The organism is Actinomadura rupiterrae (assembly GCF_024172125.1).
Classification (GTDB): domain Bacteria; phylum Actinomycetota; class Actinomycetes; order Streptosporangiales; family Streptosporangiaceae; genus Spirillospora; species Spirillospora rupiterrae.
In genome coordinates this window covers 36,305-51,458 of record NZ_JAMZEA010000005.1, presented here as the reverse complement: position 1 = coordinate 51,458, position 15,154 = coordinate 36,305, and the positions used below count along the sequence as shown (strand labels likewise).

Sequence of the window (15,154 nt, the reverse complement as noted above, 5' to 3'; positions counted from 1 at the left end):
GAGGCGGCCGTTTCGGAGGAGGTTTCCGAGGGCGTCTCCGCCTCCGAGGGCGTCTCCGTGACGGAGGACGAGCCGGTGGACGGCGCCGAGGACGGCGGGCCGTCGTTGCGGGCGCAGGTGGAGGCGATCCTGCTGGTCGTGGACGAGCCGGTGGCCGAGATCACGCTCGCGCAACTGCTGGAGCGGCCCGTCCCGGAGGTGGCCGCCACGCTGCGCGGGCTGGCCGCGGAATACACCGAGCAGGGCCGCGGGTTCGACCTACGGGACGTGGCGGGTGGCTGGCGCTTCTACACTCGTGACATATGCGCGCCGGTGGTGGAGAGGTTCGTCACCGACGGGCAGCAGGCCCGCCTGACCCAGGCGGCGCTGGAGACCCTGGCGGTGGTCGCCTACCGCCAGCCGGTCAGCCGCGCCAGGGTCTCGGCGGTGCGCGGGGTGAACAGCGACGGGGTCATGCGGACCCTGGCGCTGCGCGGCCTGATCGAACAGGCCGGGCAGGACCCCGAGTCCCAGGCCACCCTGTTCCGCACCACCGGGTACTTCCTGGAGCGGCTGGGCCTGCGGAACCTGGACGAACTGCCGGAACTGGCCCCCTACCTGCCCGATGACCTGCCAGAAGAGATAGTCGAGGAAGCGTGAGCGACAACGAGGGCGTGCGCCTGCAGAAGGTCCTGGCCGAGGCCGGGATCGGCAGCCGCCGCCACTGCGAGGAACTGATCGGCGAAGGCCGGGTCGAGGTCAACGGCGAGCGGGTGTTCCGGTTCGGCGAGCGGGTCGACCCCGAGCGCGACGTGATCAGGGTGGACGGCCGCCGGGTGGAGACCCGGTCCGAGACCCGCTACTACATGATCAACAAGCCGCGCGGCGTGGTGTCCACGATGAAGGACGAGCGCGGCCGCAAGTCCCTCGCCGAGTACGTGGAGGTGCCCGAGCGGCTGTTCCACGTCGGGCGGCTCGACACCGACACCGAGGGCCTGATCCTGCTCACCAACGACGGCGAGCTGGCGCACCGGCTGACCCACCCGAGCTTCGGCGTGAGCAAGACCTACCTCGCCGAGATCCACGGGCCGATCCCGCGCGACCTCGGCCGCCGGCTGCGCAAGGGCGTCGAGCTGGAGGACGGCTTCGCCAAGGCCGACAGCTTCCGGATCTTCGACCAGGTGGGCCGCCGGATCCTGGTGGAGATCACCCTGCACGAGGGCCGCAAGCACATCGTCCGGCGGCTGCTGAAGGAGGTCGGGTTCCCGGTCCAGCAGCTCGCTCGCGTAGAGTTCGGACCGCTCAAGCTCGGCGTGCTGAAGCCGGGCCACATGCGGGCGCTGACCGTCCGCGAGGTCGGCGAGCTGTACAAGGCCGTCGGCCTGTAGCGGGCGTCCGGACGACGGGAGGGGACCCATGGCGGTGCGGGCGATCCGCGGCGCGACCCAGGTGGAGGCGGACGACCGGGACCAGATCCTGGCCGCCACCACCGAGCTGGTCACCCAGGTGATGGAGCGCAACGCGCTCACCACCGACGACGTGATCAGCGTGCTGTTCACCGCCACCCCCGACCTGACCGCCGAGTTCCCGGCGCTCGCCGCGCGCAAGCTGGGCTTCCAGGAGGTCCCGCTGATGTGCGCGAGCGAGATCGCCGTCCCGCACGGGCTGCCGCGGGTGATCCGGCTGATGGCGCACGTGGAGACGGACCGTCCGCGCGCGGAGGTCCAGCACGTCTACCTGCGCGGCGCCGCCGCCCTCCGCCTCGACATCGCCCAGTAGCCCGCCCCGGCCGCCGCCCAGGCGGACCGGGCGGGCGCTCCGGGCCAGTAGGCTGGATCGGTGGCAGAGACCCCAGTCCCCGAGCGTCCCGGAAGCGGCGGCAGCGGCCCCGGCCGCGTGGTCGTCATCGGCACCGGCCTGATCGGCACGTCGATCGCGCTGGCCCTGCGCGCCCGGGGTTCGGAGGTCTACCTGTCCGACCGGGACGCCGCCGCGCTCGACGTGGCGGTGCAGATCGGCGCGGGCGAGCCGCTGCCGGACGGCGGGCTCGACGGGCCCGCCGACCTCGCGGTGATCGCCGTCCCGCCCGCCGCCGTCGCGGTGACCCTGCTGGACGCGCAGAAGCGCGGCCTGGCGGAGGTCTACACCGACGTGGCGAGCGTGAAGGCGCTGCCGCTGGCGCAGGCGGCCGAGGTCGGCTGCGACCTGGCGTCCTACGTTGCGGGGCATCCGCTGGCGGGGCGGGAGCGGTCCGGGCCGTCCGCGGCGCGCGACGACCTGTTCCTGGGCCGTCCGTGGGCGCTGTGCCCCAGCCCGCGCACCTCCCCGGAGGCGCTCGCGGCGGTGGAGGGGCTGGCGCGGCTCTGCGGGGCCATGCCGGTCACCGTGGACGCCGCGCACCACGACCGCTCGGTCGCGCTGGTGTCGCACGCCCCGCACGTGGTGTCGGCGGCGGTCGCGGCCCGGCTGACCGGCGCGGACGACACCGCGCTCGGCCTCGCCGGGCAGGGCGTCCGGGACGTGACCCGGATCGCCGCGTCCGACCCGCGGCTGTGGATCGGCATCCTGGCCGCCAACGCCGAACCGGTCGCGGACGTCCTGGAGGCCGTCGCGACCGACCTGGCGGTGGCCGCCTCGCTGCTGCGCGACGGCAGCGAGGGCGCGGCGACGCACGTGGCCGACCTGCTGCTGCGCGGCAACGCCGGACGCGCCCGGATCCCGGGCAAGCACGGCGGCGACCAGCGCAGCTACGCGACCGTCACCGTGGTCATCCCGGACCGTCCGGGCGAACTGGCGATGATCTTCCAGGCGGCGACGATCGCCGGGGTCAACGTCGAGGACGTCTCGATCGAGCACTCGCCGGGCCGCCCGGTCGGTGTGCTGGAGCTGTCGGTCCAGCCCGAGGAGGCCGCGAAGCTGGCCGACGAGCTGCGCGCGCGTGGCTGGTCGGTCCCCGGCTGACCGGTACCCTGGAATGCTGGCCGGGCCGTGCCCGGTCCGCGTCCGCACGGGCCACGCACCACCGCCGCGCCCACCGCAACACCGCCCCATGCACCACCGCCCCACGCCCCACCGGCGCAGACACCGAAAGGCAGCGATCGTGTCGCTCGTCATCGCCATGGACGGCCCGTCCGGTTCCGGCAAGTCCAGCGCGTCCAAGGGCGTCGCCCGCGCGCTCGGGCTGCGCTACCTCGACACCGGCGCGATGTACCGCGCCATGACCTGGTGGATGCTGCGGCACGGCGTGGACGTCGAGGACGGCGAGGCGGTCGCGGCGCGCGCGGCCGAGGCGGTGCTGGTCTCCGGCACCGACCCGGACCGTCCGACCATCCAGGCGGACGGCGAGGACGTGTCCGAGCCGATCCGCACCCGGGAGGTCACCAACGCGGTGAGCGCGGTCAGCCGGGTTCCGGCGGTCCGGGAGCGGATGGTCGCGCTGCAGCGTGAGATCATCGGTACCGGGGGCATTGTGGTGGAGGGCCGCGACATCGGCACGGTCGTCGCGCCGGACGCGCCCGTCAAGGTCTACCTGACCGCCAGCGAGGCGGTGCGGGCGGCGCGGCGGGCCAAGGACCTGGCGGCCGACCCGGGCGCGTCGGTGTCGGTCACCCAGGCCGAGCAGGCGCGGCGCGACCGGCTCGACTCCACCCGCAAGGCGTCCCCGCTGGCCAAGGCGGCGGACGCGCACGAGATCGACTCGACCGAGCTGAGCCTCGACGAGGTGATCGAGGCGGTCGTCCGCCTCGCCAAAGAGCAGAACTGAGCACCGGGCTCGGCAACGAGCGCACGAGCGAGCCGGGGGACGCCGGGAGGCGTACCCGACCGGCGAGCGGGGACATCAACGTGACTGACAGCGAATACGACTTCGACGCCGCCGCACTCGCGGCGGCCGAGGGCTTCGACGAGGGCTTCACCGGCGACCCGGGGGAGGACGAGGGGCCCGCGCCGGTGGTGGCCGTGGTGGGCCGGCCGAACGTCGGCAAGTCCACCCTGGTCAACCGGATCATCGGCCGCCGCGAGGCCGTGGTGGAGGACGTGCCGGGCGTGACCCGGGACCGCGTCGCCTACGACGCGACCTGGTCCGGCCGCCGGTTCACCGTCGTGGACACCGGCGGCTGGCTGCCGGACGCGGCCGGCCTGGCCGCCGCGATCGCCGAGCAGGCCCGGATGGCGGTCGACCTCGCCGACGTGGTGATGTTCGTCGTGGACGCCACCGTCGGCGCGACCGACGTGGACGAGGCCGTGGTGGAGATCCTGCGCCGGTCCGGCAAGCCGGTGGTGCTGGTCGCCAACAAGGTCGACAACGCCGGCACCGAGTCCGACGCGGCGCTGCTGTGGAGCCTCGGCATCGGCGAGCCGCACCCGGTCAGCGCCGTGCACGGGCGCGGCTCGGGCGACCTGCTGGACGCCGTCCTGGAGGCGCTGCCCGAGCAGGCCCCGCGGGAGACGTTCGGCGCCGAGGCGGGCGGGCCGCGCCGGGTGGCGCTGCTGGGCCGCCCGAACGTCGGCAAGTCCAGCCTGCTGAACCAGCTGGCCGGGGAGAAGCGGGTCGTCGTCGACTCGGTCGCGGGCACCACCCGCGACCCGATCGACGAGGAGATCGAGCTCGGCGGCAAGACCTGGCGGTTCATCGACACCGCCGGCATCCGCCGCCGCCACCGGGAGAACCAGGGCGCCGACTTCTACGCCACGCTGCGCACACAGTCGGCGCTGGAGCGGGCCGAGGTCGCGGTCGTGATGATCGACGCGACCGAGCCGCTGGCCGAGCAGGATCTGCGGATCATCTCCATGGTGATCGAGTCCGGCCGGGCCCTGGTCATCGCCTACAACAAGTGGGACCTGCTGGACGAGGAGCGCCGCCACTACCTGGAGCGCGAGATCGACCGGCAGCTGCACAACGCGCGCTGGGCGCCGCGGGTGAACGTGTCGGCCCGCACCGGACGGCACATGGAGAAGCTCGTCCCGGCGATCGAGACGGCCCTGGCGGGCTGGGAGACGCGCGTCCCGACGTCCAAGCTGAACCAGTTCTTCGCCGACCTGGTGTCGTCGCACCCGCACCCGATCCGGGGCGGCAAGCAGCCGCGGGTGCTGTTCGCGACGCAGGCGGGCGTGCGGCAGCCCAAGTTCGTCCTGTTCACCTCCGGGTTCCTGGAGGAGGGCTACCGCCGGTACATCGAGCGGCGGCTGCGCGAGGAGTTCAGCTTCGAGGGCACGCCGATCGCGGTGACCATGAAGATCCGCGAGAAGCGCGGCAAGCGCAAGTAGCGGGGCGGAGATCGCTTCGAGGCCCGCCCGGGGGTTCCCCGGGCGGGCCTCGGCGTGCCAGGATGCTGCTCCACGGCCCCGCGTAAGTTCTCGCTTACTCGTTGACCGTGCAATTGGACTCATGGTCTAGTGGTGCGTACCACGGTGGTCAGGGCGCGGGTCGAGGGGTGGGACGTGAAGCTTCTGCTGTTGGTGCTGGTGGCCGCCGCCTTCGTGGCGGCCGGTTTCTACTGGCAGCAGCCCTGGATCGGCGCGGTGGGCCTGCTGGTGATGTTCGTCGGCATGTTCACCGACCGCGACGACGTCGCCAACGACGACGAGAAGCGCAGCTTCGAGACGACCAAGTCCGTCCGCAACATGCGCACCCGCGACCGCTGACCCCTGCTCTCCGCCGAGGCCCCGTGCCCCGCTCAGGCCGCGTCCCTGCTCGGGTCGCGTCCCTGCTCGGGTCGCGTCTCCGCTCAGCGGACCGCGTTCCTGCTCAGACTCCGTGCTCGTCGGGGGCCACGCGGCGGTCCTCGACGTCCGGCTGGGTCTGGTGCTGGGGCCGGCGCGCGTAGCGGCCGTAGGTCGGCCTGCTGAGCGGCTGCGTGACGTCCGATTCCTCCGCGGTCGGGGCGGACGACTCGGACGGCGCTGGAGCGGCCTCGCGGACGCCGACGACCGCGAACCGGCCGAGCGCCAGCGCGGACAGGAAGACGATCGCGGCGCCGAGCGCGGAGAAGCCGGTGAGCTGCTCGGCGAGGTGCCGACCCTTGGTCGTCCCGAGCGGGTCGCCGATGCCGTTCGCGTCCCACAGCACCGCGACCTGCGTGCCGATGACGAACCAGGCGCCGCCGAGCGCCGCGAGCCAGCCGCCGAGCGAGGCGAGGGCCCGGTGCGAGCTGGACAGCGCGACCAGGCCGCCGAGCGCGGTCGCCGCTCCGGGCGCGATGCACAGTTCGAGCCGGTCCGTCCCGTAGATCCAGGTCTCGTCCGGATGGAAGCCGAAGTGCGCGTACGGGCCGACGAAGGGCAGCAGCGCCCCCCAGAGCCCGAGCAGGACGAGCAGGACTCCGCTGAACGCGCCGCGGCTGCGCGGCACGCGCATGGTTCCGGTCATGATCGCCGCCTCCCGATGAGGTCGGATATCTAGTTTTGAATCGGGCTTTACCCTTCGATTCCGCCTTCATGCGGAGCTGACGCAGCGTCGCGACATGGAGCCAATCGCGCAGAACGCGCCCCCGGAGCGGCCGCGCATGCCATTCTGTGACCCTTGGTGATCATTTACTCACTTTCAGGTACGAGGTCGCGATGGCACTGTTCGTCCGCAGGGGGAGGAGAGCCGCTCTCGAACGGGACGCGGTGGATTTCGTCCGGCAGTTCCACGCCGAAACCGGGGGCAAGGCCGGGGACGAGGGCGGGGGCGGCGTCGCGTCCGGAGGCGGGGCGCTGGAGGCGCGGCTGGCGGAGGTGCGCGAGGAGATCCGCGCCACCGGCACCTACCGGCACACCGGCGCCGAGCTGGCGTTCGGCGCGCGCGTCGCGTGGCGCAACAGCAACCGGTGCATCGGGCGGCTGTACTGGCGCGGCCTCCGGGTCCGCGACCGGCGGCACGTGCGCGACGCCGCGGGGATCGCCGCCGAATGCGTCCGGCACCTGGACGAGGCGGGCAATGGCGGCCGGATCCGCCCGCTGATCACCGTGTTCGCGCCCGACGCCCCGGACCGTCCGGGCCCGCGGCTGTGGAACGACCAGCTCGTCCGGTACGCCGGGCACGTCCAACCGGACGGCTCGGTGGTCGGCGACCCCCGCAACGTCCCGCTGACCGAGGCCGCCCGCGCGCTCGGATGGACCGGTGCGGGCACCTCTTTTGACCCGCTGCCGCTCCTGGTGGACGCGCCGGACGAGCCCGTCCGCATGGTCCCGCTACCGGAGCGCGCGGTGCTGGAGGTCGAGCTGAGCCATCCCGATTTCCCCTGGTTCGCCGACCTCGGGCTGCGCTGGCACGCCGTCCCCGCGGTGTGCGACATGACGCTGGAGATCGGCGGCCTGACCTACCCGTGCGCGCCGTTCAGCGGCTGGTACATGGGCACCGAGATCGGCGCCCGCAACCTCGCTGACGCCGACCGCTACGACCTGCTGCCGCGCGTCGCCGAGCGGCTCGGCCTCGACACCCGCCGCGAGGCGTCGCTGTGGCGGGACCGGGCGCTGGTCGAGCTGAACGTCGCGGTCCTGCACTCGTTCCGCGCGGCGGGCGTCACCATGACCGACCACCACACCGAGTCCCGCCGCTTCCTGGCCCACGTGGACCGCGAGGAGTCCGCCGGACGCCGCTGCCCGGCGGACTGGACCTGGATCGTCCCGCCGCTTTCGGGCGCCGCGACGCCGGTCTTCCACCGCTACTACCACGACGACGCGGACGTCCGCCCGAACTTCGTCCGCCGCGAGAACCCCCTCCCCGTGCCCGACGGCGAGCACGGCCGAGCGGTCCTGGTGCCGCGCCGGGTCTCCGTCCCGGCCCAGCGAACGGCACCGTGGGACGCAGACAACAGGCGATAAGGGGCCGGGCGTCAGGTTTTGGAGCGGGCGTTAGTGGACCGGGCCGACGTCGGGGACTGAGCCGTCGTCCGGGACCGAGCCGTCGTCCGGGGATCGGAGCGGTGTTACGGGACGGAGCGGGACGAGCCCTCGGGGTTCGCCGGGTCGATGTGCCAGCTGATGATCCGGGCCGGGTGGATGCGGATCAGGTCGTCGCTGAAGAAGCCCTCGCCGATGTGCATGCGGCCCTTCACGAACTCGACGCGGCCGCGGATCTCGACGCCGCGTCCCCAGCCGGGGCGGACGGCGTCCGGGGCGTCCGGCGGGGTCATGTCGTCCACCAGGAACGAGACGTTCGGGTTGGCCTGGGCGTTGCGGTACTTGCGGCTGGCGGCGTGGTTCGGGCCGCCGATGTCGATCGTGCCGTCGTCGTTCAGCCGGAACCCGACCGGGCGGACGTTCGGCGTCCCGTCCGGGCCGGTGGTGGCGATGCGGCCGAGGCTCTGCGATCCGAGGTACGCGCGCTCGGCGTCGGTGAAAGGCGTGGTCGTCATGGCACCGACGCTAGGACCTCAACTCGTCTTGAGGTCAACCTCGCCGCCGCGTTTCGCGAACGCGCCGCGGACGAACGCGCCCATGTCGGAGATGGCCGTCCGCGATTCCGGCAGCAGCGGGCCGAACATCTGGAACACGTGCAGCTGCCGGTCCCAGACCTGGAGCGTCGTCGGCACACCGGCCTCGGCGAGCCGCCGCGCCATGATCTCGGCGTCGCAGTACAGCAGCTCGGTCGAGCCCGCCGTCAGCAGGACGGGCGGCAGCCCGGCGAGGTCCGCGCGGATCGGCGAGACCTTCGGGTCGCCGAGGTCCAGGTGGCCGAGGAAGCTGCGCACCAGCCACTCCAGCAGCGGGCCGGGCGCGGACGGGTCGAGCTTCATGTTCGCGTGCGCGAGCTTGTCGGTGAGGTCCATGTCGAGCATCGGCGACAGCGCCACCAGCCCGGCGGGCAGCGGCAGGCCCTCCTCGCGGGCGCGCAGCGCGGTGGCGAAGGTGAGGTAGCCGCCCGCCGAGTCGCCCATGATCACGATGTCGGACGCGTCCCGGTCCGCCAGCAGGCTCCGGTAGGCGGTCAGGCAGTCCTCGACCTCCTCCTCGAACGGGACGGCCGGGATCATCCGGTAGTCCACCGACAGCGCGGGCACCCCGGCGGCGGCGCTGAACCGCGACACCATCCGGCGGTGCGTGTTCAGGCCGCAGCAGACCCAGCCGCCGCCGTGCAGGTAGAGGATCGCCTGGTCGCGGTTCCGGCCGACGCCCGGCCCGTGCGTCCACTCGGCGCGGAACCCGTCGAACGCGACCGGCTGGAACCGCGCCCCGCGCGGCGGACGGGCCCGTGCGGCCAGGCCGTCCAGCATGGCGGCCCGGCGCAGCGCCCGGTCGTCCGGCGGGAGCGCCGCGGCCTTGGCCAGCCGGGGCGCGAGCAGCCGCCGCACCCCGGCCGCGACGGCGCGCGACCGCAGGCTCGCCGTCCCGCGCCTGTCGATCACCAGCGTGGTGGGCTCCGCACGCGTCACGACCACTCCTCGCCGCCGGTCCGTCCGCGTCCCGGCTCGCTGCCCCGGCTTGGACCGGCTCGCTGCCCCGGCCCGGACCGGCTTGATGCTCCGGCTCGATTCCGAACGTGATTCTGATCGTCCCATCGCGCGGTGCCGCTGAACAAGCACTCGCTCAGGTGCCGTTCCTCTCACCGGACGGCCCGTCCTCGCTGGAGCAAAAGCCAGGGCGGAGCGCTGGCACGGCTCGCATTTTCTGGTGGATGGTCCAGATGTGGTGTGCAGGTGCGAGGGTCTAGGGTGGTCCGCGTGACGAGCTTCCGGATCAGCGAGGCCGCGGCCCTGCTCGGGGTCAGCGCCGACACCGTGCGCCGCTGGGTGGACGGCGGGCGCCTCCCGGCCGTCCGGGACGAGCACGGGCACCGCATCGTGCCCGGCGCCGAGCTGGCCGCCTTCGTGCGCGGCCAGTCCCGCGAGCAGGGGGAGAGCTTCTCCTCCGCGCGCAACCGGATGCGCGGCATCGTCACCGACGTGGTGCTCGACACGGTCATGGCCAAGGTCGAGATCCAGGCCGGGCCGTTCCGGATCGTCTCGCTCATGAGCCGCGAGGCCGCCGAGGAGCTGGGCCTGGAGGTGGGCGTGGTCGCCGAGGCCGTCGTGAAGTCCACCACCGTCGTCGTTGAACGTCCCGACGTGGGCTGACCCCTGATGCGTCCCCCCGGCGCGAGCCCTCCGCTGCGAACCCCCTCAAGGAGTCGTCGTGTTCCAACGTTCGTCCGCGGCCGCGCTGGCGGCACTGTCCCTGGTGGCCCTCGCGGGCTGCGGTGACACCAAGGACAAGTCCTCGTCGGGCGGGTCCGGGAAGACGGTGACGGTGTTCGCCGCCGCGTCGCTCACCGAGACGTTCACCAAGCTCGGCAAGGACTTCGAGGGCTCGCACCCCGAGGTGAAGGTGCGGTTCAGCTTCGGCGGCAGCTCGACGCTGGCGCAGCAGATCACGCAGGGCGCGCCCGCCGACGTGTTCGCCGCCGCGAGCGGGACGACGATGAAGACCGTCACGGACGCGGGCGACGCGTCCGGGCAGCCGACCGTGTTCGCCAAGAACCGCCTGGTCATCGCCGTCCCGAAGGGCGACCCGGGCAAGGTGCACGCGCTCGCCGACCTGGCCGGGGCCAAGCTGAAGGTCGTGCTGTGCGCCGAGCAGGTGCCGTGCGGCGCCGCCGCGAAGAAGGCGCTCGCCGCCGCGAACCTCAAGGTCAAGCCGGTGTCGCAGGAGCAGGACGTCAAGGCGGTGCTGACCAAGGTCCGGCTCGGCGAGGCGGACGCCGGGCTCGTCTACCGCACCGACACCAGGGCCGCCGCCGGGCAGGTCGAGGGCATCGAGTTCCCAGAGTCGGCCAAGGCGATCAATGACTACCCGATCGCGGCGCTGAGCAAGGCGCCGCAGCCGGCGCTGGCCAAGGAGTTCGTCCAGTTCGTCCTGTCGCAGCAGGGGAAGGCGGCGCTCGGCGCGGCGGGGTTCGAGGCGCCGTGACCGTCCTGCGCGGGCGGCGGACGCAGCGGAGCGCGGACCGGACGCGGGGGCGTCCGCCGCTCGTGCTGATGCTGCCCGCGCTGGTCGGCCTGGCGTTCCTGGTGCTGCCGCTGGCCGGGCTGCTCTGGCGCGCTCCCTGGTCCACGCTCGGCACCCGCCTCGGCGAGCCGCAGATGCTGGAGGCGCTGAAGCTGTCCCTGGTCAGCGCCACGATCGCGACCGGGCTGTGCCTGCTGTTCGGGGTGCCGCTGGCGTGGATGCTGGCGCGGGCGCCGTTCCGCGGCGTCCGGCTGGTGCGGGCGCTGGTGACCGTCCCGCTGGTACTGCCGCCGGTCGTCGGCGGCGTCGCGCTGCTGCTGGTGCTCGGACGGCGCGGGCTGGTGGGGGAGTGGCTCGACCGCGCGTTCGGGATCACGCTGCCGTTCACCACGTCCGGGGTGGTGCTCGCCGAGACGTTCGTGGCGATGCCGTTCCTGGTGATCAGCGTGGAGGGCGCGCTGCGCGCCGCCGACGCCCGCTACGAGGAGGCCGCCGCCACGCTCGGCGCGGGCCGCTGGACGGTCTTCCGCCGCGTCACGCTGCCGATGGCCGCGCCCGGCGTCCTCGCGGGCGCGGTGCTGTGCTGGTCCCGGGCGCTCGGCGAGTTCGGCGCGACGATCACCTTCGCGGGCAACTTCCCCGGCCGCACCCAGACCATGCCGCTGGCCGTCTACCTGGCGCTGGAGACCGACCCGCAGGCGGCGATCGTGCTCAGCCTCGTCCTGCTGGCCGTCTCGGTCGCCGTCCTGGCCACCCTCCGCGCCCGCTGGACGGCCACCCCATGACCCACCCCAACGACCCGCCAGACCTGGCCGACCACGACAACCCGGCCAGCCGGGGCGCCTGCGACGACCCGGCCGGGCTGGCCGACTCGGCCCGCCTAGCCAACCCGGGCGACCGGGCTGACCGGGACGCCCGAGCCGACAGGGACGCGCGGGCTGGCCGGGACGCGCGGGGCGACCTGGACGCGCGGGTCGACAGGGCCGACCGGGACGTCCGAGCCGACCGGGATGCGCGGGCTGGCCGGGACGTGCGGGTCGACCGGGACGCGCGGGCTGGCCGGGGCGGGTTGGATGCGCGGATCGTTGTGCGGCGGGCCGGGTTCGACCTTGATCTCGCGTTGACGGCGGCGCCGGGGGAGATTCTGGCGCTGCTCGGCCCGAACGGCGCCGGCAAGAGCACGGCGCTGCGCGCGCTCGCCGGGCTGACACCGCTCGCGGACGGCCACATCCGCGTGGACGGACGGGACCTGACCGCGCTGCCGCCCGACCAGCGCGGCGTCGGCATGGTGTTCCAGGACTACCTGCTCTTCCCGCACATGTCGGCCCTGGAGAACGTGGCGTTCGGGCCGCGCGCCCAGGGCGCGGGCAAGCGGGAGGCGCGGCGGCGCGCCGCCGAATGGCTGGAGCACGTCGGGCTCGGCGAGCAGGCGTCGGCTCGTCCGCGCGCGCTGTCGGGCGGGCAGGCGCAGCGGGTCGCGCTGGCGCGGGCCCTGGCCGTCCGGCCCGGGCTCCTGCTGCTGGACGAGCCGCTCGCCGCCCTCGACGCGCACACGCGGCTGGAGGTCCGCGCGGCGCTGCGCCGGCACCTCGCCGGGTTCGCGGGCGCGGCCGTCCTGGTCACCCACGACCCGCTCGACGCGCTGACGCTCGCCGACCGGCTGGTGGTCGTGGAGGGCGGGCGGCTCGTCCAGGAGGGCGCCCCGGGCGACGTCGCGCGCCATCCGCGTACCCCCTACGTGGCGCGCCTGGTCGGCCTGAACCTCTTCCGAGGCCGCGCCGACGACGGGACGACCACCCTGGCCGACAGTGCGACCGGGGCGCCGACCGGCGGCGCGGCTGAGACGCGGGGCGGCGGCGCGGCGGTGACCGTTGCCGTGGCGGACGGGCGGCTGAAGATCGATGCCGTGACCGCGCTCCGGGGTGAGGTTTTTCTCGCTTTTGAACCTTCTGCCGTCGCGCTGTACCGGTCCAGGCCGGACGGGAGCCCGCGGAACCTCTGGCCCGCCCGGGTTTCGGCCGTCGAGAGCCACGGCGACCGGTTCCGGATCCGCCTCAAGGCCGTCCCAAATGCCGAACCGGGTTCTGAAACCGGGGGAACCCGGGACGAACGGCGGGAAACGCGCACGGGACGCGGGGACGGCCCGGAGGTGGCCGCGGACGTGACCGCCGCCGCCGTGGCCGATCTCGGACTGGCCGAGGGGAGCCCGGTCTGGGCCTCCGTCAAGGCCACGGAAGTGCGCGTTTACCCCGCGTGAGCGCGGGCATGAGCGAGGTCTCGCAGGCTTCGCGGCGGACCGTTTCCCGGTGACATCAATCACAAATGGGCTCGGCGTGCCCCAAAACTCCGCTGGATTGGTCCAGACCAAATGGAAAAAGCCGCGAGTTTTGCTCATGATGCAAACATCCTGCGAACAGCTGAAGGAGTTGCCCGTGTCCAACCAGGAGATCCCCGGCCTCGACCAGGCCCCGACCAGTCACCGCGAGCTCGTGGACTGGGTGCGTGGGATCGCCGAGCTGACCCAGCCCGAGCGAGTCGAATGGTGCGATGGTTCGGATGCGGAATGGGAACGCCTGACCTCCCTCCTCGTGGAGCAGGGCACCTTCAAGAGGCTCAATCCGGAGAAACGCCCGAACAGCTTCTACGCCGCGTCCGACCCGGCCGACGTCGCGCGCGTCGAGTCCCGCACCTACATCTGCTCCGAAAAGGAGGAGGACGCGGGCCCGACGAACAACTGGATCGCGCCGGACGAGATGCGGGCGACCTTCGGCGAGCTGTTCCAGGGCGCGATGAAGGGCCGCACCATGTACGTGGTGCCGTTCTGCATGGGCCCGCTCGGCGGCAACATCTCCCAGCTCGGTGTCGAGATCACCGACTCCCCGTACGTCGCGGTCTCGATGCGGATCATGACGCGGATGGGCGAGGGCGCGCTGCGCCTCATCGAGGAGCGCGGCTCGTTCGTGAAGGCCGTCCACTCGGTGGGCGCGCCGCTGGAGCCGGGCCAGCAGGACGTACCGTGGCCCTGCAACTCCACCAAGTACATCTCGCACTTCCCCGAGACGCGTGAGATCTGGTCCTACGGCTCGGGCTACGGCGGCAACGCGCTGCTCGGCAAGAAGTGCTACGCGCTGCGCATCGCCTCGACGATGGCCCGCGACGAGGGCTGGCTCGCCGAGCACATGCTCATCCTGAAGCTGACCCCGCCGGAGGGCGAGACCCGCTACGTCGCGGCCGCGTTCCCGTCCGCCTGCGGCAAGACCAACCTCGCCATGCTGGAGCCGACCATCCCGGGCTGGAAGGTCGAGACCATCGGCGACGACATCGCCTGGATGCGGTTCGGCGAGGACGGCCGGCTCTACGCGATCAACCCCGAGGCCGGGTTCTTCGGCGTCGCGCCGGGCACCGGCGACGCCACCAACGCCAACGCGGTGAAGACCTTCTACGGCAACTCCATCTTCACCAACGTGGCGCTCACCGACGACGGCGACGTGTGGTGGGAGGGCCTCACCGAGGAGCCGCCCGCGCACCTCACCGACTGGAAGGGCAACGACTGGACGCCCGAGTCGGACACCCCGGCCGCGCACCCGAACGCCCGCTTCACCACCCCGGCCGGGCAGTGCCCGATCATCGCGCCGGAGTGGGAGGACCCGAACGGCGTGCCGATCTCGGCGATCCTGTTCGGCGGCCGCCGCGCCTCCGCCGTCCCGCTGGTCACCGAGTCCTTCGACTGGCAGCAGGGCGTGTTCCTCGGCGCGAACATCGCGTCCGAGAAGACCGCCGCGGCCGAGGGCTCGGTCGGCGAGCTGCGCCGCGACCCGTTCGCGATGCTGCCGTTCTGCGGCTACAACATGGGCGACTACTTCGGCCACTGGCTGAAGATCGGCCGCTCCACCGACGCCGAGAAGCTGCCGCGCATCTACTACGTGAACTGGTTCCGCAAGGACGCCGATGGCCGGTTCATCTGGCCGGGCTTCGGCGAGAACAGCCGCGTCCTGAAGTGGATCGTCGAGCGCCTCAACGGCAAGGCCGACGCCGCCAAGTCCCCGATCGGCCACCTGCCGACCCGGGAGGCCCTGGACCTGTCCGGCCTGGACCTGTCCGACGCCGACCTCACGACGCTGCTCACCGTCGACAAGGACGTCTGGCAGCAGGAGGCGGCGCTCGTCCCGGCCCACTTCGAGACCTTCGGCGACCACCTGCCGAAGGAGCTGTGGGACGAGTACGAGGCCCTGGTCAACCGCCTCGGCGAGTGACCGCCTGACCCTCG

Annotated in this window: 16 protein-coding genes; 13 read left to right on the top strand and 3 right to left on the bottom strand. The window is 73.1% G+C overall.

What is annotated here, in order from left to right; translation table 11 throughout:
* The first annotated feature begins 57 nt into the window (after positions 1–57).
* From scpB to FHU30_RS17190, 7 genes are all read left to right on the top strand, one after another.
* Positions 58–639, top strand: coding sequence for an SMC-Scp complex subunit ScpB (gene scpB, locus FHU30_RS17220; RefSeq protein ID WP_253878011.1), 582 nt, complete (start codon positions 58–60; stop codon positions 637–639).
* A complete protein-coding gene (locus tag FHU30_RS17215; protein WP_253876935.1) occupies positions 636–1,367 on the top strand; it encodes a pseudouridine synthase in 732 nt (243 codons plus the stop codon). Before scpB ends, FHU30_RS17215 begins: the two co-directional genes overlap by 4 nt.
* 28 nt (positions 1,368–1,395) lie before the next feature.
* Positions 1,396–1,758: a chorismate mutase gene (aroH, locus tag FHU30_RS17210; RefSeq protein ID WP_253876933.1), complete on the top strand. Its 363-nt coding sequence runs from the start codon at positions 1,396–1,398 to the stop codon at positions 1,756–1,758.
* Between the two features lie 60 nt (positions 1,759–1,818).
* Entirely contained in the window at positions 1,819–2,940 is a 1,122-nt protein-coding gene (locus tag FHU30_RS17205; protein WP_253876931.1) for a prephenate dehydrogenase, read from the top strand.
* A 139-nt stretch (positions 2,941–3,079) separates the two neighbouring features.
* Positions 3,080–3,742, top strand: a complete 663-nt coding sequence (gene cmk / locus FHU30_RS17200; RefSeq protein WP_253876929.1) for a (d)CMP kinase — start codon at positions 3,080–3,082, stop codon at positions 3,740–3,742.
* A gap of 80 nt (positions 3,743–3,822) precedes the next feature.
* Positions 3,823–5,244 carry a ribosome biogenesis GTPase Der gene (gene der, locus FHU30_RS17195; protein ID WP_253876927.1) on the top strand — a complete coding sequence of 474 codons (1,422 nt, stop codon included), beginning with the start codon at positions 3,823–3,825 and terminating at the stop codon, positions 5,242–5,244.
* Between the two features lie 132 nt (positions 5,245–5,376).
* On the top strand, positions 5,377–5,622 hold the full coding sequence (locus FHU30_RS17190; RefSeq protein ID WP_253876925.1) for a hypothetical protein: 246 nt from the start codon (positions 5,377–5,379) through the stop codon (positions 5,620–5,622).
* A 103-nt stretch (positions 5,623–5,725) separates the two neighbouring features.
* Here the strand turns inward: FHU30_RS17190 and FHU30_RS17185 are convergent, their stop codons facing one another.
* Complete coding sequence (locus tag FHU30_RS17185) at positions 5,726–6,346, bottom strand: hypothetical protein (protein ID WP_253876923.1); 621 nt, start codon at positions 6,344–6,346, stop codon at positions 5,726–5,728.
* A 191-nt stretch (positions 6,347–6,537) separates the two neighbouring features.
* On the opposite strand from FHU30_RS17185, the gene FHU30_RS17180 reads away from it, so the two are divergent.
* The gene (locus FHU30_RS17180; protein ID WP_253876921.1) at positions 6,538–7,785 is read left to right on the top strand and encodes a nitric oxide synthase oxygenase; all 1,248 of its coding nucleotides are present in this window, start codon (positions 6,538–6,540) and stop codon (positions 7,783–7,785) included.
* Between the two features lie 104 nt (positions 7,786–7,889).
* Here FHU30_RS17180 and FHU30_RS17175 read toward each other — a convergent pair whose 3' ends face one another.
* Together FHU30_RS17175 and FHU30_RS17170 are read right to left on the bottom strand one after the other, a co-directional pair.
* Positions 7,890–8,318, bottom strand: coding sequence for a PPOX class F420-dependent oxidoreductase (locus tag FHU30_RS17175; RefSeq protein ID WP_253876919.1), 429 nt, complete (start codon positions 8,316–8,318; stop codon positions 7,890–7,892).
* Between the two features lie 18 nt (positions 8,319–8,336).
* Complete coding sequence (locus FHU30_RS17170; protein WP_253876917.1) at positions 8,337–9,335, bottom strand: alpha/beta hydrolase; 999 nt, start codon at positions 9,333–9,335, stop codon at positions 8,337–8,339.
* Between the two features lie 288 nt (positions 9,336–9,623).
* Between FHU30_RS17170 and FHU30_RS17165 the strand changes: the two genes are divergently transcribed.
* The 5 genes from FHU30_RS17165 (at position 9,624) to FHU30_RS17145 (ending at position 15,140) form a co-directional block, all read left to right on the top strand.
* The gene (locus tag FHU30_RS17165) at positions 9,624–10,016 is read left to right on the top strand and encodes a helix-turn-helix domain-containing protein (protein ID WP_253876915.1); all 393 of its coding nucleotides are present in this window, start codon (positions 9,624–9,626) and stop codon (positions 10,014–10,016) included.
* Between the two features lie 58 nt (positions 10,017–10,074).
* Entirely contained in the window at positions 10,075–10,848 is a 774-nt protein-coding gene (gene modA, locus FHU30_RS17160; protein WP_253876913.1) for a molybdate ABC transporter substrate-binding protein, read from the top strand.
* A gap of 68 nt (positions 10,849–10,916) precedes the next feature.
* On the top strand, positions 10,917–11,672 hold the full coding sequence (locus FHU30_RS17155; RefSeq protein ID WP_253878009.1) for an ABC transporter permease: 756 nt from the start codon (positions 10,917–10,919) through the stop codon (positions 11,670–11,672).
* Entirely contained in the window at positions 11,669–13,144 is a 1,476-nt protein-coding gene (locus tag FHU30_RS17150; RefSeq protein ID WP_253876912.1) for an ABC transporter ATP-binding protein, read from the top strand. The genes FHU30_RS17155 and FHU30_RS17150 overlap by 4 nt, the downstream gene beginning before the upstream one ends.
* Before the next feature lie 175 nt (positions 13,145–13,319).
* Entirely contained in the window at positions 13,320–15,140 is a 1,821-nt protein-coding gene (locus tag FHU30_RS17145) for a phosphoenolpyruvate carboxykinase (GTP) (RefSeq protein ID WP_253876910.1), read from the top strand.
* Positions 15,141–15,154 lie beyond the last annotated feature (14 nt).

Coding starts and splice junctions, on each gene's coding strand:
- aroH (WP_253876933.1), top strand. CDS start 1,396: ATGGCGGTGCGGGCGATCCGCGGCGCGACCCAGGTGGAGGCGGACGAC.
- FHU30_RS17185 (WP_253876923.1), bottom strand. CDS start 6,346: ATGACCGGAACCATGCGCGTGCCGCGCAGCCGCGGCGCGTTCAGCGGA.
- FHU30_RS17180 (WP_253876921.1), top strand. CDS start 6,538: ATGGCACTGTTCGTCCGCAGGGGGAGGAGAGCCGCTCTCGAACGGGAC.
- FHU30_RS17175 (WP_253876919.1), bottom strand. CDS start 8,318: ATGACGACCACGCCTTTCACCGACGCCGAGCGCGCGTACCTCGGATCG.
- FHU30_RS17155 (WP_253878009.1), top strand. CDS start 10,917: ATGCTGCCCGCGCTGGTCGGCCTGGCGTTCCTGGTGCTGCCGCTGGCC.
- FHU30_RS17150 (WP_253876912.1), top strand. CDS start 11,669: ATGACCCACCCCAACGACCCGCCAGACCTGGCCGACCACGACAACCCG.